This window comes from Stenotrophomonas sp. 05L413 (genome assembly GCF_056397945.1).
The window spans coordinates 408106-430314 of sequence record NZ_JBFTOL010000004.1 but is presented as its reverse complement, the minus strand read 5'-3'; the positions used below and the strand labels follow the sequence as shown (position 1 = coordinate 430314).

At 66.9% G+C, this 22209-nt stretch carries 20 protein-coding genes and 2 riboswitches; of the genes, 9 read left to right on the top strand and 11 right to left on the bottom strand.

The window, feature by feature from the left end:
• The first annotated feature begins 11 nt into the window (after positions 1-11).
• Complete coding sequence (locus AC1DIQ_RS11095; RefSeq protein WP_121040306.1) at positions 12-215, top strand: hypothetical protein; 204 nt, start codon at positions 12-14, stop codon at positions 213-215.
• Positions 216-224: 9 nt separating this feature from the next.
• Here the strand turns inward: AC1DIQ_RS11095 and AC1DIQ_RS11090 are convergent, their stop codons facing one another.
• Positions 225-986, bottom strand: a complete 762-nt coding sequence (locus AC1DIQ_RS11090) for an NYN domain-containing protein (protein WP_121040308.1) — start codon at positions 984-986, stop codon at positions 225-227.
• A gap of 162 nt (positions 987-1148) precedes the next feature.
• Here AC1DIQ_RS11090 and AC1DIQ_RS11085 point away from each other — a divergent pair, with 162 nt between their 5' ends.
• On the top strand, positions 1149-2441 hold the full coding sequence (locus AC1DIQ_RS11085) for an NAD(P)/FAD-dependent oxidoreductase (RefSeq protein WP_478050032.1): 1293 nt from the start codon (positions 1149-1151) through the stop codon (positions 2439-2441).
• Here AC1DIQ_RS11085 and AC1DIQ_RS11080 read toward each other — a convergent pair whose 3' ends face one another.
• The gene (locus AC1DIQ_RS11080) at positions 2442-2786 is read right to left on the bottom strand and encodes a ribonuclease E inhibitor RraB (RefSeq protein ID WP_152151013.1); all 345 of its coding nucleotides are present in this window, start codon (positions 2784-2786) and stop codon (positions 2442-2444) included.
• 86 nt (positions 2787-2872) lie between these two features.
• Complete coding sequence (locus tag AC1DIQ_RS11075; protein WP_121040315.1) at positions 2873-3142, bottom strand: GIY-YIG nuclease family protein; 270 nt, start codon at positions 3140-3142, stop codon at positions 2873-2875.
• 44 nt (positions 3143-3186) lie between these two features.
• Positions 3187-3280: riboswitch (glycine riboswitch) on the top strand.
• An 8-nt stretch (positions 3281-3288) separates the two neighbouring features.
• Positions 3289-3380, top strand: a riboswitch (glycine riboswitch).
• Between the two features lie 91 nt (positions 3381-3471).
• Between AC1DIQ_RS11075 and AC1DIQ_RS11070 the strand changes: the two genes are divergently transcribed.
• From AC1DIQ_RS11070 to AC1DIQ_RS11055, 4 genes are all read left to right on the top strand, one after another.
• The gene (locus tag AC1DIQ_RS11070; RefSeq protein ID WP_121040317.1) at positions 3472-4089 is read left to right on the top strand and encodes a trimeric intracellular cation channel family protein; all 618 of its coding nucleotides are present in this window, start codon (positions 3472-3474) and stop codon (positions 4087-4089) included.
• A gap of 203 nt (positions 4090-4292) precedes the next feature.
• A complete protein-coding gene (locus tag AC1DIQ_RS11065; RefSeq protein WP_121040319.1) occupies positions 4293-5459 on the top strand; it encodes an MdtA/MuxA family multidrug efflux RND transporter periplasmic adaptor subunit in 1167 nt (388 codons plus the stop codon).
• Positions 5456-8563: an MdtB/MuxB family multidrug efflux RND transporter permease subunit gene (locus AC1DIQ_RS11060; protein ID WP_478050031.1), complete on the top strand. Its 3108-nt coding sequence runs from the start codon at positions 5456-5458 to the stop codon at positions 8561-8563. The genes AC1DIQ_RS11065 and AC1DIQ_RS11060 overlap by 4 nt, the downstream gene beginning before the upstream one ends.
• Entirely contained in the window at positions 8560-11625 is a 3066-nt protein-coding gene (locus AC1DIQ_RS11055; RefSeq protein ID WP_478050030.1) for an efflux RND transporter permease subunit, read from the top strand. Before AC1DIQ_RS11060 ends, AC1DIQ_RS11055 begins: the two co-directional genes overlap by 4 nt.
• A 131-nt stretch (positions 11626-11756) precedes the next feature.
• Here the strand turns inward: AC1DIQ_RS11055 and aroG are convergent, their stop codons facing one another.
• The 4 genes from aroG to AC1DIQ_RS11035 form a co-directional block, all read right to left on the bottom strand.
• Complete coding sequence (gene aroG, locus AC1DIQ_RS11050) at positions 11757-12830, bottom strand: 3-deoxy-7-phosphoheptulonate synthase AroG (RefSeq protein ID WP_046274152.1); 1074 nt, start codon at positions 12828-12830, stop codon at positions 11757-11759.
• Between the two features lie 271 nt (positions 12831-13101).
• The gene (locus tag AC1DIQ_RS11045) at positions 13102-13449 is read right to left on the bottom strand and encodes a DUF6616 family protein (protein ID WP_478050029.1); all 348 of its coding nucleotides are present in this window, start codon (positions 13447-13449) and stop codon (positions 13102-13104) included.
• A 14-nt stretch (positions 13450-13463) separates the two neighbouring features.
• Positions 13464-14204, bottom strand: coding sequence for a DNA alkylation repair protein (locus tag AC1DIQ_RS11040; protein WP_478050028.1), 741 nt, complete (start codon positions 14202-14204; stop codon positions 13464-13466).
• The gene (locus AC1DIQ_RS11035; RefSeq protein WP_121040331.1) at positions 14201-14695 is read right to left on the bottom strand and encodes a MarR family winged helix-turn-helix transcriptional regulator; all 495 of its coding nucleotides are present in this window, start codon (positions 14693-14695) and stop codon (positions 14201-14203) included. The genes AC1DIQ_RS11040 and AC1DIQ_RS11035 overlap by 4 nt, the downstream gene beginning before the upstream one ends.
• A 49-nt stretch (positions 14696-14744) precedes the next feature.
• Between AC1DIQ_RS11035 and AC1DIQ_RS11030 the strand changes: the two genes are divergently transcribed.
• Positions 14745-15110: a hypothetical protein gene (locus AC1DIQ_RS11030; RefSeq protein ID WP_147433882.1), complete on the top strand. Its 366-nt coding sequence runs from the start codon at positions 14745-14747 to the stop codon at positions 15108-15110.
• Positions 15111-15151: 41 nt separating this feature from the next.
• Here AC1DIQ_RS11030 and AC1DIQ_RS11025 read toward each other — a convergent pair whose 3' ends face one another.
• Both AC1DIQ_RS11025 and AC1DIQ_RS11020 read right to left on the bottom strand, forming a co-directional pair.
• Positions 15152-16201: an LLM class oxidoreductase gene (locus AC1DIQ_RS11025; protein ID WP_282257412.1), complete on the bottom strand. Its 1050-nt coding sequence runs from the start codon at positions 16199-16201 to the stop codon at positions 15152-15154.
• Positions 16202-16217: 16 nt separating this feature from the next.
• Positions 16218-16853: a glutathione S-transferase family protein gene (locus AC1DIQ_RS11020; RefSeq protein WP_478050027.1), complete on the bottom strand. Its 636-nt coding sequence runs from the start codon at positions 16851-16853 to the stop codon at positions 16218-16220.
• Between the two features lie 166 nt (positions 16854-17019).
• Between AC1DIQ_RS11020 and AC1DIQ_RS11015 the strand changes: the two genes are divergently transcribed.
• Positions 17020-17919 carry a LysR substrate-binding domain-containing protein gene (locus tag AC1DIQ_RS11015; RefSeq protein ID WP_121040340.1) on the top strand — a complete coding sequence of 300 codons (900 nt, stop codon included), beginning with the start codon at positions 17020-17022 and terminating at the stop codon, positions 17917-17919.
• Between the two features lie 132 nt (positions 17920-18051).
• On the opposite strand, the gene groL is transcribed toward AC1DIQ_RS11015, so the two are convergent.
• Both groL and AC1DIQ_RS11005 read right to left on the bottom strand, forming a co-directional pair.
• Positions 18052-19701 carry a chaperonin GroEL gene (gene groL, locus AC1DIQ_RS11010; RefSeq protein ID WP_019183552.1) on the bottom strand — a complete coding sequence of 550 codons (1650 nt, stop codon included), beginning with the start codon at positions 19699-19701 and terminating at the stop codon, positions 18052-18054.
• A gap of 91 nt (positions 19702-19792) precedes the next feature.
• Entirely contained in the window at positions 19793-20080 is a 288-nt protein-coding gene (locus tag AC1DIQ_RS11005) for a co-chaperone GroES (RefSeq protein ID WP_019183551.1), read from the bottom strand.
• A gap of 293 nt (positions 20081-20373) precedes the next feature.
• On the opposite strand from AC1DIQ_RS11005, the gene AC1DIQ_RS11000 reads away from it, so the two are divergent.
• A complete protein-coding gene (locus tag AC1DIQ_RS11000; RefSeq protein WP_478050026.1) occupies positions 20374-22158 on the top strand; it encodes an endonuclease in 1785 nt (594 codons plus the stop codon).
• Positions 22159-22209: the final 51 nt, after the last annotated feature.

The following is a 22209-nucleotide window of genomic DNA, read 5'->3' as shown; positions in this document are numbered from 1 at the left end:
GATGAAAAACAATGATCCTCTACGCACTCGAAATCGTGTTGCTCATTGCCGGGATCGGCACGCTCGTGGTCGGTTATCGCCGCCACCATCGCAATCTGCTGCTCAGCGCCGCGCTGTTGCTGCTGGCCAGCGGCATGCTGCCTGACGCCGTGCGAGGCTTCTCCGATGGCTTCAACGGCAGCACGGCCCGCCCGTTGGCCGTGCTGCTGCGCTGAGGCCGGCGGTCACTTCGCCGCCTTCGCCGCACTCTTCTTGGGCAGTGCGCGCACATAGGTCGACTTGCCCTCTTTTTTCATCTCGAACAGGCCCGTCGCGGCCAATAGATCGCTGAGTTTGCTGTACCCGTAATTGCGCGAATCGAACGAGGCCTGGTTGCCGATCTGGCTGCCGACCGGGCCGAGATGCGACCAGCCATCCTCGGCTTCGGCCGAGGTCACCGCGCGGCGCAGCATCTGCACCAGCCGGGTATCGTTGCGCAGCTCCGGGCCGCTCTTGCGCGGGCGGGTTTCCTCGTTGTCCTGCTCCACCTCCTGATCGGCCGCATGGGGTTGGCCCAGCGCCTCGATGTAGGTGAACTTCGAGCACGCGTTGACGAACGGCTCGGGCGTTTTCTTCTCGCCGAAGCCGTACACCTTCACCCCGTCGGTCAGCAGGCGCATCACCAGCGGGGTGAAATCCGCATCGCTGGAGACGATCGCAAAGCCATCCAGATTGCGTGCGTACAGCATGTCCATCGCGTCGATCACCATCGCCATGTCCGAGGCATTCTTGCCACGGCTGTAGGCGAACTGCTGGATCGGGCGGATCGCGTACTCGTGCAGCACGGACTCCCACCCTTTCAGCCGCGGGCTCTTCCAGTTGCCGTAGGCACGGCGGACATTGGCCACACCGTAGCGGGCGACTTCAGCCAGCACCGCATCGATCTTGGAAGAGGGTGCGTTGTCGGCATCGATCAGCAGGGCGATGCGCTTTTCCGGTTCGGACATCTCGGTCTCCTGGGCGGGATCGGATCGGCCATCGGGCAAGCGCGATGGCCCCTGAACCCAGTATCGGCCATCGACGTGAACATCGCGCTTCACGTGCGACCATGGGCCGCATCACGAGACGACCTGCGCCGCCCCCCTCCGGCGCCCGCCAAGGAGTGAAGCATGACCCGCGATCCCACGCCCCACCTGCTCATCATCGGTGGCGGTTTTGCCGGCCTCTGGGCCACCCGTGCCCTCGCCTCGGCGCACGTGCGCATCACCCTGGTGGACCGTCGCAACCATCATCTGTTCCAGCCGCTGCTCTACCAGGTGGCCACCGCAGGCCTGTCCGCGCCGGATATCGCCGCGCCGCTGCGCCACATCCTCGGTCACCAGCGCAATGTCGAAGTGCGCCTGGGTGAAGTGACCGGCATCGACAAGGCCGCGCGCACCGCGACGCTGGCCGATGGCACGCAGATTACGTACGACACCCTGATGCTGTGCACCGGCGCCACCCATGCCTACTTCGGCCACGACGAATGGGCCGCCGATGCGCCGGGCCTGAAGACGCTGGACGATGCCATCGCGCTGCGCCGCAAGCTGCTGCTCGCCTTCGAGCGCGCCGAGGCCGAACCCGATCCCGCGCGCAAAGCGGCGTGGCTGAGTTTCGCCGTGGTCGGTGGCGGCCCCACCGGCGTGGAACTGGCCGGCACCCTGGCCGAGATCGCACGGCATACGCTGCGCAATGAGTTCCGCCATATCGATCCCGCCTCGGCCAAGGTCCGCCTGGTCGAAGCCGGCCCGCGCGTGCTGTCCACCTTCCCCGAGGTGCTCTCGCTCAAGGCGCGGCGGCAGCTGGAAAAGCTGGGCGTGGAAGTGCTCACCGGCACGCCCGTCAGCGACATCAATGCCGAAGGCTTCCAGCTTGGCGAGCGCTTCGTCGAGGCCCGCACCGTGGTCTGGGCCGCCGGTGTCGCCGCCTCACCGCTGGCACGTACGTTGGAGGTGCCACTGGACCGCGCCGGCCGCGTGCCGGTGCAGCCTGACCTTACCCTGGAGGGCCACCCGGAGATATTCGTTGCCGGTGACCTGGCGGCACTGACCCAGGCCGACGGCAAGCCGGTGCCCGGCGTCGCGCCGGCGGCCAAGCAGATGGGCAAGCACGTGGCCACCACCGTCCAGGCACGCCTGGCCGGCAAGCCCGCGCCGGGTGCGTTCAAATACCAGGACTTCGGCAACCTGGCGACCATCGGCCGCATGGCGGCGATCGTCCACCTCGGCCGGCTGCAGCTCTCCGGCGTGCTGGCCTGGTGGTTCTGGCTGGCCGCGCACGTGTTCTTCCTGATCGGCTTCCGCAACCGCGTGGTGGTACTGCTGAACTGGGCGGTGGCGTACTGGAGCTACCAGCGCAGCGCGCGGATCATCTTCGGCGATGCACAGGAGGATCGCCGCCCGAAACGACCGCCCACGCCCTGATCATCCCTGCGACAGACATCCCCAGCCATCCACCTGGCCGCTGTAGGAGACCGCCTCGCTGGCCAGCAGACCTTCGAAGCCGGCGATGTTCTGGTGGGTCGGCAGCATCAGCGGATGCACCACCACCTGCCACGGGTAGTCGTCGTTGCCCTCGTAAGCGGCGAAGGACACCTTCTGGTCGTTCTTGAGCAGGTGCACGGCGAAGGCGATCGCCACATCCTGGGTCGGGAAGATCAATGCGAAATCCACCTCGCGCGGAATCGTCAGATCATCGCCGTCCTGCAGCATGTTCCAGAGCACATCGCCATTCTCATCTTCCGGGTACAACGACAGATCGCGGGACATGGCACTCCAGGGCTTGGGCAAGCGGATCAACGAACGAGGGTCGATGGTATGCCGCCAACGAAGGCCCGAACAACCCGCACGCGGGGCTACGTGGGATCGGGCAGCGCCAGCCACGCCAGCTTGCGCTCGCGCGGTTGCCGCTTGAGCTGCCACTCGGCCTTCGACGCGGCCGCGCGGTCCGGGTAGGCGCGCATCGCCAGCACCTTCACCGGTGGGTTGGCCCGGGTGTATTTCGCCCCTTTGCCGGCGAGATGGGCCTGGAAGCGTGCGTCCACGTCGTTGCTGATGCCGGCGTAATAGCTGCCGTTGCGGCATTCAAGCAGGTACAGGTACCAGAGGGCGGGTTCAGCGGGCATACCGGGATTATCCCCCGGCACAGGCCCGGCGGCTGCTAGAATCCGCCCCGGATGCAGGAGAGAGGCGCCGCGCTGGCGCCCGCCGAAGGCGCAGGCTCCCATAATCGCTCAGGCCGGTGGCTGCACAGCCACCAACCATGCATCCGACACGCCGATCTGGAGAGAGGTCTTCAATGACCCGCCGAAGGGGCACGTGGCCTTGGCCACCGAACTCTCAGGCAAAAGGACAGCGGGAGCGGCAACGGAATCCCACCCCACGACAGTGCAGCGGCGCTGGCGTGATGCGTGCGCGTTTCCGTCCCCGCCTGACGTGTTTCCCGGAGCCCCCCATGCTGCTCTCCCTGATCTACCTCATCGCCATCTCGGCCGAAGCCATGACCGGCGCGCTGTCGGCCGGTCGCCGCCGCATGGACCTGTTCGGCGTGGTCATCATCGCCTGCGTCACCGCGCTTGGCGGCGGCTCGCTGCGCGACATCGTGCTCGGCCACTACCCGCTGGGCTGGGTGAAGCACCCGGAGTACCTGGGCTTCACCATCTGCGCGGCACTGATCGCGACCTGGGTGGCGCGCTGGATGCATCACTTCCGGCGCACCTTCCTGGTGCTCGATGGCCTGGGCCTGATCGCGTTCACCCTGATCGGCTGCGCGGTCGCGCGCGAGGGCGGGCACACCGTGCCGATCATCCTGATCGCCGGCATGCTGACCGGTGCGTTCGGCGGCGTGCTGCGCGATGTGTTGTGCAACGAGGTGCCGCTGATCTTCCAGAAAGAACTGTATGCGGTGATCACCCTGCTCACCGGCGCGGCCTACCTGGCCCTGCTGGAACTCGGCGTGTCGCTCAACGCGGCCACGCTGTGGTGCCTGGGCGGCGGCTTCCTGTTCCGCCTGCTGGCCATCCACTTCAAGTGGGAAATGCCGAAGTTCGTGTACCGCGACGAGGTGCATTGACGCACCCGCGGGCATGACCAAGGTCACGGGAGCTTGAGCGGCCCGGCCCTGTATCATGGCGCTCCCGTTCCATTCGAACGGCATCCAGCCACGCGGCGGTGTTCCACCCGCTGCCCCGCCAGACACCCTCTCCCCCGTTGACCTGCCGCCGTCGGCCGGTCCCCATGGACGCACTGCTCCGGTGGAGGGTGCGCAGGATGCGTATGTCCGCTTCAACGCCCCCGTCGTCTCGCCGTCGTTTCGCCACACCGCTGTTGATCGCTGCCGGTGTCGGCCTGGCCGCCATCGCTGCATGGAAACTGCTCTCGCCCGCCCCCGCTGCCGGCCCGTCCGGGGGTCCGCAGCCGACCCCGGTGCGTGTGGCCACCGCGACGCAGGAAGACCTGGTGGTGCGCCTGAAAGCGCTGGGCACGGTGACCCCGCTGCATACGGTGAGCATCCGCAGCCGCGTGGATGGCGAGCTGCTGCGGCTGGCATTCTCCGAGGGCCAGCACGTCACCGCCGGCGAGCTGCTCGCCGAGATCGATCCGCGTCCGTTCCAGGTGCAGCTCTCGCGTGCGCTGGGTACCCAGCAGCAGAACCTGGCCGAGTTGGACAATGCCGAAAGCCAGCTCAAGCGCTTCGCCGAACTGCAAAGCAAGCACTTCGTCTCCGCGCAGGACCTCAGTGATCAGCAGAGCAAGGTCCGCCAGCTGCAGGGCCGCCGCCAGACCGACCAGGCGGCGGTGGATGAAGCACGCCTGCAGCTGCAGTACACCCGCATCACCGCACCGGTGGCCGGGCGCATGGGCCTGCGCAACGTCGATGTCGGCAACCTGGTGCGCAGTGGCGATACCGAGCCGCTGGCCACCATCACCCAGACCACCCCGATCAGCGTGCTGTTCACCGTGCCCGAGCCGGACCTGCCGGCGGTGGTGGCTGCCGCACGCGCCAATCCCCGGCTGACCGTGGAAGCCTGGGACCGCGAGGAGCGCACTGCACTGGGCGACGGGGTGCTCTCCAGCCTGGACAACCGCATCGATACCGCCACCGGCACGCTGAAACTGCGCGCGCAGTTCGCCAATACCGATGAATCACTGTTCCCCAACCAGTTCGTCAACGTGCGTCTGCAGGTCAGCAGCAGCGATGCGGTGGTGATTCCCAATGCCGCCGTGCAGTTCGGCAGCAAGGGCAGCTACGTCTATGTGATCGCGGCCGATGACACCTCGTCGCTGCGCACCGTGGTGCTCGGCCCGGCCGATGGCGAACGCGTCTCGGTGCGCGAAGGCCTCAAGGCCGGCGAGCGCGTGGTGGTGGAAGGCATCGACGGGCTGCGCGAAGGCGCCAAGGTCGAGGTGGTGGAGCAGGACCCGCCACGGACCGGCGCATGAACCTCTCGCGCCCCTTCATCGAGCGCCCGGTCGCGACCACGCTGCTGATGGTGGCGCTGCTGCTGTCCGGCGTGATGGCCTACCGCCTGCTGCCGGTCGCGGCACTGCCGCAGGTCGATTACCCGATCATCCAGATCACCACGCTGTATCCCGGCGCCAGCCCGGATGTCACCACCAGCGCGGTCACCGCGCCGCTGGAACGCCAGCTCGGGCAGATTCCCGGCCTGAAGCAGATGTCCTCGACCAGCTCCGGCGGCGCGTCGGTGATCACCCTGCAGTTCTCGCTGGAGGTCGCGCTCGGCGTGGCCGAGCAGGAAGTGCAGGCCGCGATCAACGCCGCCGACAGCTTCCTGCCCGACGACCTGCCGGTGCCGCCGGTGTACCGCAAGGTCAACCCGGCCGACACCCCGATCCTGACCCTGGCGGTGACCTCGCAGGGCCTCTCGCTGCCGCAGGTGCACGACCTGGTCGATACCCGCATGGCGCAGCGGCTCTCGCAGCTGCCTGGCGTCGGCCTGGTCAGCCTCGCTGGCGGGCAGCGCCCGGCGGTCCGCATCCAGGTCAATCCGTCCGCGCTGGCCGCCAACGGGCTGAGCATGGCCAGCATCCGCACCGCGATCGGCACGGCCAACGTCAACCTGCCCAAGGGCAGCTTCGACGGGCCGACCCGCGCGATCATGCTCGATGCCAACGATCAGATGCGCTCGGTGGCCGAGTACCGCGCCCTGATCCTGGCCTGGAAGGATGGCGCACCGCTGCGTCTGGGCGACGTGGCCACCATCGAAAACGGCGCCGAGAACCGCCAGCTCGCCGCGTGGTCGGGCACCACCCCGGCCGTGCTGATCAACATCCAGCGCCAGCCCGGCGCGAACGTCATCGCCGTGGTCGACCAGGTGCGTGCGCTGCTGCCGCAGCTGCAATCCTCGCTGCCGGCCGGTGTGGATGTGGCCATCCTCAGCGATCGCACCGAATCGATCCGCGCGTCCATCCGTGGCGTGCAGCACGAGCTGCTGATCGCGATCGCGCTGGTGGTGATGGTCACCTTCCTGTTCCTGCGCAACATCCCGGCCACGATCATTCCCAGCATCGCGGTCCCGCTGTCGCTGGTCGGCACGTTCGGGGTGATGCTGCTGGCCGGCTTCTCGCTCAACAACCTCACGCTGATGGCGCTGACCATCGCCACCGGTTTCGTGGTGGACGATGCGATCGTGATGCTGGAGAACATCGCCCGTCATCTGGAGCGCGGTGCCACGCCGATGCAGGCAGCACTGAAGGGCGCCAGGCAGATCGGCTTCACCCTGATCTCGCTGACCCTGTCGCTGATCGCGGTGCTGATCCCCCTGCTGTTCATGGCCGACGTGGTCGGCAAGCTGTTCCACGAATTCGCGATCACCTTGGCGGTGGCGATCGGCATCTCGCTGCTGGTCTCGCTGACGCTGACGCCGATGATGTGCGCGCGCCTGCTCAAGGCCGGCCACGCCACCCGTCGCGATGCCGATGGGCAGGAATCGGCGCAGCAGGGCGACCCGTTCGACCGCGTGGTGGCGGTCTACGATCGCCAGCTGCACTGGGTGCTGCAGCGCCAGCCGCTGATGCTGGCCGCCACTGTCGCCACACTGGTGCTGACGGCGCTGCTGTACGTGTGGGTGCCCAAGGGCTTCTTCCCGGTGCAGGATGCCGGGCTGATCCAGGGCATCAGCGAGGCACCGCAGTCGATCTCCTTCCAGGCGATGGCGCAGCGCCAGCAGGCGTTGTCGGCGGCGTTGCTGGAGGATGAGGACGTGGCCAGCCTGTCCTCGTTCATCGGCGTGGACGGCAACAACGCCACGCTCAACAGCGGGCGTCTTCTGATCGAATTGAAACCGCACGCACAGCGCGATGCCGATGCGCAGGCGATCATCGCGCGGCTGCAGCAGCGCGTGGCGCATGTCCCGGGCATCAGGCTGTATCTGCAACCGGTGCAGGAACTGGGCATCGAAGACCGGATCAGCCGTACCCAATACCAGTTCACCCTGACCAGCCCGGATATCGCGCAGCTGGAGACGTGGACGCCGCGCCTGCTCGCGCATCTGCAGCAGGCACCGGCACTGGCCGACGTCGCCAGTGATCTGCAGAACCAAGGCCTGCAGGCGCATGTGGTGATCGACCGGGTCGCCGCGGCGCGGCTGGGGATCAGCGTGGAGACCATTGCCGATGCGCTGTACGACGCGTTCGGGCAGCGCCAGATCTCGACCATCTTCACCCAGGCCAACCAGTACCGCGTGGTGCTGGAAGCGCGCCCCGACGTGGCTTTCGGCCCGGATGCGATCGCCCGCCTGCACGTCACCGGGCCGGACGGGCGGCAGGTGCCGCTGGGCGGCATCGCCCGGATCGAACAGCGCCCCGCGCAGCTGCTGATCAACCATGTCGGCCAGTTCCCGGCGGTGACGTTCTCCTTCAACCTCGCCCCGCAGGCATCGCTGGGCGAAGCGGTGCAGGCCATCGAAGGCGCACGCGCCGCGATCGGCCTGCCGGCCAGCGTAGAGCTTCGCCTGCAGGGGGCGGCCGATGCGTTCCGCGCGTCGCTGTCCAGCACGTTGTGGCTGGTGCTGGCGGCGGTGGTGGTGATGTACCTGGTGCTGGGCGTGCTCTATGAGAGCTTCATCCATCCGATCACCATTCTCTCCACCCTGCCCTCGGCCACGGTGGGCGCGTTGCTTGCGTTGCTGGTCAGCGGGCGCAGCCTGGACCTGATCGCGGTGATCGGCATCGTGCTGCTGATCGGGCTGGTCAAGAAGAACGCGATCATGATGATCGACTTCGCGCTGGAGGCCGAGCGCGAGCACGGCATGGCGCCACGTCAGGCGATCCACCAGGCCGCCCTGCTGCGCTTCCGGCCGATCCTGATGACCACGCTGGCCGCGCTGTTCGGCGCGATCCCGCTGATGTTCGCCAGTGGCTCGGGCGCGGAGCTGCGCCAGCCGCTGGGCCTGGTGATGGTGGGCGGGCTGATCGTCAGCCAGGTGCTGACCCTGTTCACCACGCCGGTGATCTACCTGTTCTTCGACCGCTTCCGCCAACGTCCCGCACCGGCTGCCGACGCGGCTGACGAGGCGCTGGCGTGAGTCCGCTGTCGCGGGCGATCGGCTGGTTCGTGCAGCATCCCGTCGCCACCGTGCTGCTGGCGGTGGCGGTGGTGCTGGCGGGCCTGCTCGGGCTGCGCCTGCTGCCGGTCGCGCCGTTGCCGCAGGTCGACTACCCGGCGATCAACGTCAGCGCGAGCCTGCCCGGCGCGAGCCCGGAATCGATGGCGGCCAACGTCGCCACGCCGCTGGAACGTGCGCTGGGCACCATACCGGGGCTGACCGGGATCGACTCGGCCAGCACCCAGGGCTCGACCCAGGTCGAACTGAAGTTCGCACTCGGCCGCAACGTGGACGATGCCGCGCGCGATGTGCAGGCCGCGATCAATGCCGCGCGCGCGCAGCTGCCCAGCGGCATGCCGGGCATGCCGCAGTACCGCAAGGTGAATCCCTCGCAGGCGCCGATCATGGCGCTGGCGCTGAGTTCGGACAGCCTCGCGCCGGGCCAGATCTACGACGTGGCCTCCACCGTGATCGCGCAGAAGCTGGCGCAGATTCCCGGTGTCGGCGAGGTGCAGGTGGGGGGCAGTTCGCTGCCGGCGGTGCGCGTCTCGCTGGATCCCAATGCACTCAACCATCACCGCATCGCGCTGGACGACATCGCCGCGGCGATCCGCAACGCCAACGCGCTCAAGCCACTGGGCACCGTCGCCAGCCAGGCCCAGCAGTGGCAGCTGGAAGCCACCCTGCAGCTGCGTACCGCCGCCGAGTACCGCCGCCTGATCGTGGCCATGCGCGATGGCCGGCCGGTGTACCTGGAGGATGTGGCCGGGATCCGCGAAGGCGTCGAAGACCGCTACGCCAGCGGCTTCCACAACGAGCGCCCGGCGGTGCTGCTGATTGTCAGCCGCCAGCCGGATGCCAACATCATCGAGACCGTCGACGCCATCCAGGCGCAGATGGACACACTGCAGGCACTGCTGCCGGCCACCATCGACATGCAGGTGGTGATGGACCGTTCGCCGGTGATCCGCGCCACCCTGCGCGAGGCCGAACTGACCCTGCTGCTGGCCATCGCCCTGGTGGTGCTGGTGGTCCTGGCCTTCCTGGGCCACTGGCGTGCGGCGCTGGTGCCGACCGTGGCGATTCCGGTCTCGCTGCTGGGCGCGCTGGCGATCATCGCCCTGCTCGGGTTCTCGCTCAACACGCTCTCGCTGATGGCGCTGATCGTGGCGGCGGTGCTGGTGGTCGACGATGCGATCGTGGTGCTGGAAAACATCGCCCGCCATCGTGAGGAGGGCGCTTCGCCGATGACCGCCGCGCTGCGCGGCGCCGGTGAAGTCGGTGCCACGCTGCTGTCGATGAACATCGCGCTGGCCGTGGTGTTCATCTCGATCCTGTTCCTGGATGACTTCGTCGAGAAGCTCTTCCGCGAGTTCTCGCTGACCCTGGTGGCGGCGATGGGCGTCTCACTGCTGGTTTCGCTGAGCCTGACCCCGATGCTGTGCGCACGCCTGCTCGGGCAGGCACGGCCGGGCCCCGGCAATGGCCTGCAGCGCGCCGGGACCGCCCTGTTCGAACGCCTGCGCGCGGCCTACGTGGGCAGCCTGCAGACGATGCTGCGCTGGCTCGCGCTGCCGCTGCTGCTGTTCGCCGGCGTGATCGGGCTGAATGTGTGGCTGTTCCAGCAGGTGCCCAAGGGCATCGTGCCCAAACAGGACACCGCGCAGCTGCGTGGCTTCGCGCGCGGCGACGACGGCCTCTCGTTCCAGGTCATGCAGCCCAAGATCGAGGCCTACCGCAAACTGCTGCTGGCGGACCCTGCGATCAGCGACATCATCGGGTACATCGGCGGCCGCAGCGGGGTCAACAACGCCTTCATCATGATCAAGATGAAGCCGCTGGCCGAGCGCAAGGTCTCCAGCCAGCAGGTGATCGACCGCCTGCGCGCCAACATGCCGAAGATTCCGGGCGGCGGCCTATTCCTGTGGGTGGACCAGGACATCAAGCTGGAGGGCAGCGGCGACAGCGGCCAGTACGAGTTCCAGCTGCTCTCCGGCGAACTGGAACCGCTGCGGCACTGGACGCCCAAGGTGGCCGATGCACTGCGCGCCCTGCCCGAGCTGGTCGATGTGGAATCCAAGGGCGATGAAGGCATGCGCCAGGTGGTGCTCGACATCGACCGCGATGCGGCGGCCCGGCTGGGCGTGGACATGCGCATGATCGCCTCGGTGCTCAACAACGCTTTCAGCCAGCGCCAGGTCGCCACGCTATACGACACCCTCAACCAGTACCGCGTGGTGATGGAGCTGGACCCGCGCTACACCCAGGATCCCTCCACGCTGCAGCAGATCCATGTGATCGGCAAGGACGGTCAGCGCTTGCCGCTGTCCTCGATTGCCAGCTGGTCCTACGGCATGGCACCGGACCGCATTTACCACAGCCAGCAGTTTGCCTCGGTCTGGATCGAGTTCGCGCTGGCGCCCGGCGTGACCCTGGACCAGGCGGTGAAGGCGGTGGATCGCGCGATGGCCGGGATCATGCTGCCCACCCACGTGCAGGCCAGGCTGAGTGGCGAGGCCGGTGGCTTCGAGAAGCTGCGCGAGCGCCAGCTGTGGTTGATCGTGGGCGCGATGCTGGCGGTGTATCTGGTGCTGGGCGTGCTGTACGAGAGCTTCGTGCAGCCGCTGGCGATCCTCTCCACCCTGCCCTCGGCCGGCGTTGGCGCCTTGCTGGCGCTGATGGCCTTCGGCAACGAGTTGAACCTGATCTCGCTGCTCGGCCTGTTCCTGCTGGTAGGCGTGGTCATGAAGAACACCATCCTGATCATCGATTTCGCGCTGTCGGCCGAGCGCACGCGCGGTTTGTCGTCGTATGACGCGATCTGCGAGGCGGCGCGGCTGCGGTTCCGCCCGATCCTGATGACCAGCGTGGCCGCGTTGCTGGGCACGTTGCCGCTGATGCTGGCCACCGGCGAAGGCTGGGAAATGCGCCAGCCGCTGGGCATCGCGATCGTCGGTGGTCTGCTGGTCAGCCAGTGGCTGACCCTGTACACCACGCCGGCGATCTATCTGGCGTTGGCGAGGCTGCGGCGCGCCTCATGATCAGCGGGTGCGCGACGCACTGCGGGGGTAGAGCCACGCCATTCGTGGCTGCTTCTGCATATGGTGTTGCGGCGCTGCGGTACTCAGCGCAGCCACCCAAGGGGTGGCTCTACCCCCGGCTCAAAGCAGATTCATGCCGCTTCGCTGATCCGCGCCGCCCGCCGCGCACGCACCGCTTCAGCGAGGCTTTCCAGTACCGCCAGCGAGCTGTCCCAGCCGATGCAGCCATCGGTGATGCTCTGGCCGTAGGTCAGCGGCTGGCCGTCGACCAGGTCCTGCCGGCCGGCCACCAGATGGCTCTCGACCATGACGCCGACGATGCGCTCTTCGCCATTGGCCAGCTGGGCGTTGATGTCGGCGATGACCTTGGGCTGGTTTTCCGGATTCTTGCTGCTGTTGGCGTGGCTGGCATCGATCATGATGCGTGCGGCCAGGTGCGACTTGGCCAGGGTCTGGCTGGTCGCTTCAACGTGGTCGGCATCGTAGTTCGGCGTCTTGCCGCCGCGCAGGATCACGTGGCAGTCCGGGTTGCCGGCGGTGGCCACGATGGCGGTGCCGCCTTCCTTGGTGACCGAGAGGAAGTGATGCGGGTTGGACGCCGCACCGATCGCATCGGCGGCGATCTTGATGTTGCCGTCGGTGCCGTTCTTGAACCCGACCGGGCACGACAACCCCGAGGCCAGTTCGCGATGCACCTGGCTTTCGGTGGTGCGCGCGCCGATGGCGCCCCAGGCGACCAGATCGGCGATGTACTGCGGCGAGATCACGTCGAGGAACTCGACGCCGGCCGGCAGGCCCAGCTTGTTGATGTCGCGCAGCAGACCGCGCGCCACGCGCAGGCCCTTGTTGATGTTGAAGCTGCCATCCAGGTCCGGATCGTTGATCAGGCCTTTCCAGCCCACCGTGGTGCGGGGCTTTTCGAAGTACACGCGCATGACGATTTCCAGCTCGTCGGCGTAGGCATCGCGCAGCGGCTTGAGGCGCTGGGCGTACTCGATGGCGGCCACCGGGTCGTGGATCGAGCACGGGCCGATCACCACCGCCAGGCGGTCATCGCGGCCGTGCAGGATCTCGTGCAGGGCCGCGCGGGAGGCGCTGACCGTATCGGAGGCTTCGTCGTCGCAGGGCAGCATCGCCAGCAGCTGCGCCGGCGGGGTCAACGGTTCAATCTTGCGGATGCGCAGGTCGTCGGTATGGGGGGGCATGGGGTAACTCCTTGGAAGTGGGGATCCCCAGCGCGGCGGCAACAAAAAAGCCGCCAGGTGCGCTGGCGGCTTTCGGGAATGCGTCTGAAATTTTCTTCAGGGTGAGCGCATGCCTTCCTCCGCCGGTGGCTTCGGAAAGTAATACCAAAAGTAGGAATTGGCGGGGCGTGCGTTCATTGGGGAGTATTGATAACACAGGGGTTTGGAGGTGCCAACTGTTTCATTCGCAACTGCGATGACCATTCAGCCGCTGCCGACCCGGCCTGCACCATCACTCCCGCGGCAACGCCGCCAGCTCAGCCAGGTGCTGCTGCAGGGTGCCCGCTGCGCCCACCGCGTGCGTGGTGGTGAAGTACTCATGCCAGCCGGTGGCGCCGATCGCGGCCAGCAAGGCATCGGCATCCAGCCGTTCGGCGCACTGCCACACCGCATAGAACTGCTCGGCCGTGGTGTGCGGTACGTCCTGCTCGATACGGCCCATCGCCACCGGCGTGACGCGTGCGGGATCCACGTGCTGCATGCCAGCCCCAATGCGGGCGAAGAGTGCCCCGCGCGATACCGGGTCCAGCGCGGTCCAGGCAGGAGTGGCGGTGTACAGTTCGATCAACATGTGCGACATGGCATTCCTTGAGGTCAGAGCGAGCGCAGTGCGCGCTTGCGGATATAGGTGTTGGCCGGATCATCGGCGTGGTGCTCCTGCCATTCGCTGCACAGCGCGCGGACCCAATCGGGCTGGCTTTTGCCGGCGTCGTTGAGCCAGTTGCCTACTGAATCCTGCACGTAGCGCGAGGCGTCACAACACAGCGCCTGCAGCAACGGCAGGGCGTGGTGTGGCTCCTGCTTGAACAGCGTGATGTGCGCGGCCCATACGCCACGCGGGCGCAATGCTTCGCAGGCAAAGCGGCGCACGTTGGGTGAGGCGTCGGTACTCCAGCCGTGCAGGTGCGTCAGCACGCGCAGCGGTTCGGAGACGATATGCGGACGCACGGCCAGCCACGCCCACTCGCGCACGCCAAAATGCGCGTCATCGGCAAGCGCGCGCAGCGCATCCAGCTTGTGCTCCAGTGACAACGCAGGGTCGCTGCCGATCAGATAGCAGGCCCAGCCACGCACCGTGTCACTCGCATGGCGTGACCACTGCGCGTGATCGCCGTGACCATGCACGCGCAGCAGAGTGGCCGCGCCCTGCATGCGCAGGGTGATGCCGCGCTTGGCGGCGTTGCGCATCGGGGTGATCGCCGAGGCTGGCAGGCCAGGGGCAACATGGGCCATCAGCTTGGCGAAATCGACGGCCAGCACTTCGGCCAAGTGCGTGGCTTCGGTTTCACCGCGATCCAGCTGTCCGCGTCGCTCGCGGGTGACGGCCGGTTTCATGCGGCACGTCCTGCGTCAGTGCGCGACCACACGCGTTGCAGCAGCGTGCCGAGCGTGCGCCGTTCCCTGGGGCTGATATCGGCGAACAGCGAGGCGATCCAGTGGGTCTGCTGGTCGAACAGTTGCGCGGCAAGCGCTTGGCCAGCCGGGGTCAGCCGCACGTGGATGCGGCGTTTGTCGTCCGGATCACTGTGGCGGCTCACCAGGTGCTCGCGCTCCAGGCCATCCAGCAGGCCGGTCACGGTGGCACGGGTGACACCGGCGCGCTCGGCCAACTGGTGCGGCGACAGTGCCGTGTCCGCGCCGCGCAGCAGGAACAGCAGCACGAAACGTCCTTCGCTCAGGCCCCGCGGTGCCAGACGACTCGCGCAGTCCTGGTCGATCGCGCTGGCCAGCGACAGCACCTGGAAACACAGCGCCAATTCCCCCGTATCCGGCTGGCCACGACGTTCCAGCTCGGTCAGGAAAGCCTGGTGTTTGATTTCCAGCATGCAGGCAGATCCGGAATAGTACGGCGGCTAATTATACCGCTGCTGCGACTTGTCTGACACCCCGCCGCGCTTTACCTCGCCCCGAGGACAGGCGAAGATCCGGGCCAGGATCACCCACAAGGATGCGTCGATGACCCCTTCCCAAGCTGACGCGATTGCCCAGGCCATCCTGCGGCCGGACAACAAGCGCGTGGCCGTCCAGCAACGTCAGCGCGTGCAGGCACAGCATCTGGCGCGGCAACGTGTTGCCGTTGCCGTCAGCTTGGTCGGCATGGCGCTGGGCGCGGCGGCAGCGATATGGCTGCCCATGGCGTACGCGCAGGGAATGTTGGTGGGCGGCGCACTGTCCTTCCTGCTGGCGCATCTCGGCCTCGCTTGGCGCGAGCGTCGGCGCGCGGTGCGTTCTCCGGCCTGACAAATGCCGCGCCGTCCCTCATGGCGCAGCGGAGGGCATGCCTACCAGCGCGTGCCGGCCGGCAGCGCCCCGTCATGCGAAGGAAACAACGGCAGTACGTACTCGGCCAGTTCCTGCAGCACCTCGGCCGCCGGGCGCTGCGAGAACTGGATGCCGAGCGCAGCATGGTTCACGCCGGCACGCTGCCACTCGCCCAGCAGATCGATCAATCCGTTGCGGCCGGTTCTCAGCGTGTAGCCGCCATTGAGCGGCGTGCGGGGATGGTTCGGGTCCTCGACCAGATCCAGCCATTCGTTGGTGACATGCGGGCGGAAGCCACCGTCGGGGATGAGACGGCGCCATGCCTGGATCTTGTCGGCCAGGCGCTGCGGTCCGCCCGCGTGATGGGTTGCCTCGGGATAGGTCAGCCAACCATCGGCATGCTGCCCAACCCAGTCCAGTGTCTGGCGCGAGGTGCCGGTCACCAGCAGGGGAATCGCGCCGGACACCGGCTTGGGCAGCAGCTCTACGCCCTGCAGCGCGCCCAGTGCCGAGTCGATATGCAGGGGACCGTGCTGCAGCAACTGGCGGACATAGCCCACCGATGCGGCGAAGCGCTCGCCGCGGTCCGCATGCGCCAGGCCATACGCCGGGAATTCGACCGGACGATCGCCGGAGGCGATGCCCAGCACCAGCCGCCCACCGGACAGCTGGTCGATGGTGGTGGCCGACTTGGCCAGATCGATCGGGTGGCGCAGCGAGAAGATCGCACTGCCCGTGGCCAGCGCCAGCCGCTTCGTGCGCGCCGCCAGGAAGGCCAGATAGGTAAACGGATCGAACACCTGCCCGGCGTCGCCGAACAACGGGTCGAACAACGGTACATCGCGTACCCAGGCCGCAGCGAAGCCGTCACGGTCGAGCTGGCTCACCAGATCCGCCTGCCCGGCCAGCACCTGCATGTCGCCTTGATAGAAACGCAGGGGCAGGAACACACCCAGCGTCAGCGTCCCCTCGCGGAACATGCGCTGGTAACCGGCATGGCGGGCGAACGCCGGTGCGGATGCGCCGGTCTGCGGCGCCTGCACCGCAGTGATATCGGTCGAGAGGGTCATCGTGGTCGTTCCTGGGTCAGGGGCCGGTGGCCGGTTCGGGGAGCTGCACGCCGCGCTGCACCGCGGGCCGCTGTGACATGCGCAGGTGCCATGCACTCAAGTGCGGGTAAGCGCTGAAATCGAAGCCGATGAGCCGAGCGATATGGGTCCAGCCATAGCCGGCGATATCGGCGATCGAATACGCTTCACCGGCCAGCCATGGACGGTCTGCGAGGCGCTGATCCAGCGTGGCGAAGAATTCGGCACTCAGGCGCCGATAGCGTTCGATCGCAGGCGCATGCCGCTCCTTGGCGAACATCTCAACGTGCACACGCTGCCCCAGGATCGGACCGACGCTGGCGGAGTGGAACATCAACCAGGTGATGGCCTCCCAGCGCGCGCGTGGCGCGTCGGGCAACAGCCGTCCGCTCTGCTCGGCCAGATACAGCAGGATGGCGGCGGATTCGAACACGGTGATACCCGTCGCCTCGTCGACCAGCACCGGAATGCGGCCGTGCGGATGCAGTTGCAGGAAATCGGGATGGCGGTGCTCACCTTCGTCGATACGTACGTGATGCAGTACGTAAGGGATGCCGAGTTCTTCCAGCGCGATGGTGATCTTGAAGCCGTTGGGCGAGCTGTCGGTGTACAGGTGCAGCGAAACGGGGGACACAGCGGTCTCCTTGGCAGGCGGAACAGCGGGCGGGGTTCGCGTAGCAGTGTTGGATCAATGCAGCTGGACTAAACGACATCGATTCAACATGATCACGATGCTACGCAGGCCAACGCGCTCTGTAGAACGATTCTTCCTGCACTGCCAAGAGAGAAAATCTAAGGTCATGGGTGCCGTCCTTCCCCTGCTCGCGCTGCGCGCCTTCGTCGAAACCGGTCGTCATGGCAGCCTCAAGGCCGCTGCTGCGGTCATGGGGGTTACCCCGGGGGCGATCAGCCAGCAGCTCAAACTGCTGCAGGCGCGCACCGGCGTTGTGCTGTTTACCCGCACCCCTCACGGGGTCGCACTGACCCCGGCCGGCGCACAGGTGCACCCGGCCCTGCTGCGCGCGTTCGATCAGATCCAAGACAGCATGGCCACGCTGGACGCCATCCACGCGCGGCAGACCCTCACCCTCAGCACCGTGCCCAGCTTCGCCGCGTCCTGGCTGGTGCCGCGGCTGGGCCGGTTCACCGAACGCCACCCGGCGATCGAAGTGCGTGTGGAGGCCTCATCGGCGCTGGCGAATCTGCGTCGCGATCGCATCGACATCGCCATCCGCCACGGCCTCGGCGAGTATCCCGGCCTGGTCTCACGCCCGCTGGCGGCACCCGTGCTGTTGCCGGTGGCCTGCCCGGCGCTGCTCGCCGAGGGCCGGCCGATCCACTCGGCCATGGACTGCCTGCAGTACCCGCTGCTGCAGGATTCCGACCGCAGCGACTGGTCGCTGTGGTTCCGCGCGCTCGGTCTGCCGCCCGATCCGCGCATCGAACGTGGCCCGGCGTTCGATGATGACGTGTTGCTGATCCGCGCCGCAGAAGCGGGCCAGGGCATCGCGCTGGTGCGTGACCTGTATGTGGAATCCGAAGTCGCCAGCGGGCGGCTGGCCGTCGTACTGGATCAGCCGTGGCCAACGCAGTTTGCGTACTACGCCGTCACCCTGCCCGGCGCCGAGGAGAACCCGGCCATCGCGGCATTCCTGCGCTGGCTGGAGGATGAGATCCAGGCGCCGACCAGCGCGCTGTGAGCCCGTGATACGCGCACAAAAAAACCCCGCCTTCCGGCGGGGTTCTTCGTACTGCGTTGGCGCATGGCGGGTACCGACCAACAGTTGGTACCTACCGCTCCGATGCGTGCCGACCGAAGGCCGGCATCTACATCAGAAGTCCATGCCGCCCATGCCACCCATACCGCCCATGCCGCCGCCAGCTGCGCCAGCGCCGTCATCCTTCTTCGGGGCTTCGGCAACCATCGCTTCGGTGGTGATCATCAGGCCAGCGATCGAGGCTGCGTTCTGCAGCGCCGAACGGGTCACCTTGGTCGGGTCCAGGATGCCGAATTCCAGCATGTCGCCGAATTCGCCGGTGGCGGCGTTGTAGCCGAAGCTGCCGGTGCCTTCCTTGACCTTGTTGACGATCACGGACGGCTCTTCGCCAGCATTGGCCACGATTTCGCGCAGCGGGGCTTCCATCGCGCGCAGGGCGATCTGGATGCCGTGGTTCTGGTCTTCGTTGGCACCCTTCAGGCCGCTCAGCGCGGTGACCGCACGAACCAGCGCAACGCCGCCGCCCGGGACCACGCCTTCTTCAACGGCTGCACGGGTCGCGTGCAGGGCGTCGTCGACGCGATCCTTCTTTTCCTTCATTTCGATTTCGGTCGAGGCACCGACCTTGATCACGGCAACGCCGCCGGCCAGCTTGGCCACGCGTTCCTGCAGCTTCTCGCGGTCGTAATCCGAGGAGGTGTCTTCGATCTGGGTCTTGATCTGGGTGACACGCGCTTCGATGTTGGCCTTCTCGCCGGCGCCATCGATGATCGTGGTGTTTTCCTTGGAGACCTGCACCTTCTTGGCGCGGCCCAGGTCCTTGATCGTCGCCTTTTCCAGCGACAGACCGATTTCCTCGGAGATCACGGTGCCGCCGGTCAGCACGGCCATGTCTTCCAGCATCGCCTTGCGACGATCGCCGAAGCCCGGTGCCTTGACGGCCACGACCTTCACGATGCCACGGATGGTGTTGACCACCAGGGTCGCCAGCGCTTCGCCTTCGATGTCTTCGGCGATGATCAGCAGCGGCTTGCCGGCCTTGGCGACGCCTTCCAGCACGGGCAGCAGGTCGCGCACGTTGGAGATCTTCTTGTCGTGCAGCAGCACGTAGGGATCATCCAGGTCAGCGGTCTGCGACTGCTGGTTGTTGATGAAGTACGGGGACAGGTAGCCACGGTCGAACTGCATGCCTTCGACGACGTCCAGCTCGTTGTCCAGGCCCGAGCCTTCTTCAACGGTGATGACGCCTTCCTTGGTCACGCGGCGCATCGCTTCGGCGATGATGTTGCCGATCGACTCGTCCGAGTTGGCCGAGATCGTGCCGACCTGGGCAATCGCCTTGTCGTCAGCGGTCGGCTTGGAGATGTTCTTCAGCTCGGCGACGGCGGCGATCACGGCCTTGTCGATACCGCGCTTGAGGTCCATCGGGTTCATGCCGGCAGCGACGGCTTTGGCGCCTTCGCGGATCAGGGCCTGGGCCAGCACGGTGGCGGTGGTGGTGCCGTCGCCGGCGTCATCGTTGGTGCGCGAAGCAACTTCCTTCACCATCTGCGCGCCCATGTTCTCGAACTTGTCAGCCAGTTCGATTTCCTTGGCGACGGAGACGCCGTCCTTGGTGATGGTCGGCGCGCCGAAGCTCTTTTCGAGCACGACGTTGCGGCCCTTCGGGCCCAGGGTGGCCTTGACGGCATTGGCGAGAACGTTGACGCCGCGAACCATGCGGGCGCGGGCGTCTTCACCGAAACGAATATCTTTGGCAGCCATTGCGATTACCTTTTTATGTAGAGCCGGGCGATGCCCGGCTGCTTGAACGGGAGGAAGTGCGGAAGCGCCGGCACGGGGCCGGCCGCATCACTCAGCCGACGATGGCGAGGATGTCGTCTTCGCGCAGGACCTTGAACTCGACGCCTTCGGACTTGTAGCTGCTGCCGGCGTACTGGCCGTAGATGACCTTGTCACCGACCTTCAGCGACGGCGCGCGCACGCTGCCGTTGTCCAGGGGCTTGCCCGGGCCGACGGCCACGACTTCACCCTTGGTCGACTTTTCCTTGGCGGAATCCGGAATCACGATGCCGCCGGACGAGATTTCGTCGGCTTCGATCGGCTTGACTACGACGCGGTCATGAAGCGGCTTGATGCTCATGTGAGACCCTTTTAAGTTGTTGATTGGTCTAGGAAAGTCTGGCGATGTTAGCACTCGCACAGGGCGACTGCCAGCCACGCTCACGAAAAAACCCGACGGTGCGGGACAGAGCAGAGATGGTGCTGGCCCCACCCCTTTCAAGGGGAGGCGGCCGGTTTTTTTTGCCGATCCGGGCCCGCGCGTGAATGTTTGACGCAGTTCTCAATGCGAAAGGTCGAATCCGACAGACCAATCGATGTGTCATCTGGATTGCGTAGATTCGAGCGGCACTGACCAATCACAAGGAGCCGTAGATGAGGTTGCTGACGCCGCTGTCCTTGGCCTGCCTGCTGGTGCTGGCCACCAGCCCGGCCCGGGCCGATGTATTCATCAATGAACTGCATTACGACGACAGCACCCCCGCCGGAGACGTCGGCGAGGCAATCGAAGTGATCGCCACCGCCGGTGAAGACCTGTCCGGCTACCGGCTCTATCTCTACAACGGCAGCAACCCCTCGGCGGCTGCGGTCTACGCCAACAACGCGGTCCCGGCCGGCACTGCCAGTTGCGGYGGCGCCCGGCTGGCCACGGTCAGCTACCCGACCAACGGGATCCAGAACGGTCCCAACGACGGCATTGCCCTGGTCGACGCCAGCGGCAAGGTGGTCCAGTTCCTCAGCTACGAGGGCACCATCACCGCCGCCGGGGGGCCCGCGGCAGGCCTGACCAGCCAGAACATCCCGGTCAGCGAGTCCAACAGCACCGCCCCGGGCACCTCCCTGCAGCTGACCGGCACCGGCAGCCAATACGCCCATTTCACCTGGGCCGAATCGGCCACGCAGACCTTCGGCGCCTGCAACCACGGCCAGACCTTCAGCGGCGGCGGCCCGACCGGCCCGAATACCGCGCCCTCGGTCACTGCCACCACCCCAGAGCAGGGCGCCAGCACCTTCCCGGCTGCCGCCGACCTGAGCGTCACCTTCAGTGAGCCGGTCACCCTCTCCAGCGGCGCCTTCGCGCTGAGCTGCGGCCAGTCCGGCACGGTCGCGCTGAGCCACCCGACCACCGGCACCCGCTTCACCCTGGCCACCAACACCGCGCTGGTGGCGGGGGAAGCCTGCCGCTTCGACATCCGCGCCACCCGCGTGAAGGATGCCCAGGGCGCACGCCCGGCCGCCGATACACGCATCGCCTTCACCGTGGCCACCGCCACCACGCCCGATCCGGGCAACCCCGGCGCGCCCGGGGAGTACTACGCCCGGGTCAACACCTCCACCCCCAGCCAGTTGCGCTGCTCGCTGCACGAGACCATCAAGGGTCACACCGCCTATCCCTACAGCGGCTCGGGCACCAGCACCTGGACCATCCTGGAAATCGCCGACGAAGATCCCAACAACAGCGGCAAGATCCTCGATGCCTACCGCAACCGCAGCTACACCAAGGTCAGCGGGCGGGCGGGCACCGGCAGCGGGCTGACCTACAACCGCGAACACACCTGGCCCAACTCGCTGGGCTTTGCCAGCACCACCGGCGACAAAGGCCTGCCGTATGCGCCCTACACCGACACCCACATGCTGTATCTGACCGACGCACAGTGGAATGCGGACCGCGGCAACAAGCCCTTTGCCACATGCGACAGCAACTGCGGTGAACGCGCGACCGAGGCCAACAACGGATTCGGCGGCGGCAGTGGAGGCTACCCGGGCACCTCCAACTGGGTGCGCACGCCGGATGGCAATGGCGGCTCGTTCGAAGTGTGGGGCCACCGCAAGGGCGATATGGCACGTGCGGTGATGTACATGGCGATCCGTTATGAAGGCGGTAAAGATGCCAAAACCGGGCAGTCCGAGCCGGACCTGGAGCTGACCGACGACCGCAGCAGGATCGTCAAGACCTCGGCCTCGCCGGCCTACATGGGCCTGCTCTCGACCCTGATCGACTGGCACCTGTCCGACCCGCCGGACGCGGCGGAACGCGCTCGCAACGAGGTGATCTTCAGTTTCCAGGGCAACCGCAATCCGTTCATCGACCACCCGGAGTGGGCCACCCCGACGCTGTTCACCTCGGCCAAGCCGGCCACCTGCCAGCTGGCCAACTGAGCCCGGCCGACCGGCGCCCCCTCGCGGCGCCGGTCGGACCATTGGCCTCTG